This window comes from Microbulbifer pacificus (assembly GCF_002959965.1).
Classification (GTDB): Bacteria; Pseudomonadota; Gammaproteobacteria; order Pseudomonadales; family Cellvibrionaceae; genus Microbulbifer; species Microbulbifer pacificus_A.
Genome location: NZ_PREV01000030.1, coordinates 1 through 1238, shown reverse-complemented (window position 1 = coordinate 1238; position 1238 = coordinate 1). Strand labels below are relative to the sequence as shown.

Here is a 1238-nt window from a genome sequence, read left to right as displayed (position 1 = left end):
TTTTTAACAGCTTAGAATCAACTGATTGACGTTCATATTGCTTCCAATCGACTTGATAGTTTTTAACGAATCCAGTTTCTGCTTCTTTTAATTCGTGCTTGAGTTCGTTTTCTGTTTGTTTCTTGATTTCTTCTAATTGTTTAATTTGATTTTTTATATCAAATAGATTGTCCAGTTTATCCTTGTAGCTAAAAGCAAGGTCAACGCTCTTTCCTTCTTCCACATCCGCATATCGTTCTTTTAAGAACTTCTCTGCAGCACTTGAACCATCTAACGCCGGAGCTACATTTCCCAGTACGTGGTGATTCCAGAAATTAACTTCCGCATCGAAAATCATTTGAATCAATTCGTCATCACGTTCAATTTCTTTCCATACAAAGCGCTGTCCACCAATTAAAACTGCAATGTATGCTTTCTTGTATCCTGTAACACCTAAATAGTGTTGAACTTGTACCAAGTAACCCTCTGGTATTTCTTCGCTTTCCCAGTCTTTAGATAGATACGTACTTGCTGTTTTACATTCCAGAATGGCATCTTCTCCAACAACTTTGCGGTCAATGTTTGCCATGATGAATGGATGATCTGGATGCTGTAGCATGAAGTTATTTTTTCGTACCTTTTTCCCAGAACGAACTTCGAATTCTCTTGCGACAACGTCTTCTAAAATGTTCCCAAAGTAAGCTGCTTCTCCTGCGGTATCTTCTAAGTTTGTTTGACCAGTTTTTTCAAGCCATAATTCGAATGGTGTACGGTATTTATTGAGTCCTAATACGATACTCGCATCACTACCACCTAAACCTTTTGTGCGTTCTTGAAGCCAATCTTGATTGCTCATTTCAAGAGTGCTTTTAGCCATTTACTTTTCCTCCCTCATGCCTTATAATTAAGGCAGTTAATATATTTCATAGCTTCTTGATAGTCCTTTGCAGAGGACTATTTTTTATGGCCTTTTTTAAGTTGCTTCAACCATTCATGTGGATCTAATACAATACTTGATTCTTTTTCTAATCTTGGATTATCTGTATATCCGTTGCGGTTTACTTCGGTTATGTCTGGGTGTTCTAAGTCCATGTGATTTCCTCCTTAATCTCTCAATATTTGACTTACTACTGTGTGTAAATCTGCAGATGCTAAAACTTCATCATTTGTTTGGTCGTATGCATGAACAAAATCATCACTATCCCATTTACCAATCGGTCTATTGATAATTGCTGTTTTTACAAGAGTTGCATCACCTT

At 36.8% G+C, this 1238-nt stretch carries 2 protein-coding genes; both read right to left on the bottom strand.

Annotated elements, in window-relative coordinates; genetic code table 11:
- A partial coding sequence (locus C3938_RS17555; protein WP_105104611.1) for a YqaJ viral recombinase family protein occupies positions 1-856 on the bottom strand: 856 nt, incomplete at its 3' end.
- 77 nt (positions 857-933) lie between these two features.
- Entirely contained in the window at positions 934-1071 is a 138-nt protein-coding gene (locus C3938_RS17990; RefSeq protein ID WP_158681762.1) for a hypothetical protein, read from the bottom strand.
- Positions 1072-1238 lie beyond the last annotated feature (167 nt).

Bases quoted from the DNA above. Each gene is read 5' to 3' on its own strand.
- C3938_RS17990 (WP_158681762.1), bottom strand. From the start codon at position 1,071: ATGGACTTAGAACACCCAGACATAACCGAAGTAAACCGCAACGGATAT.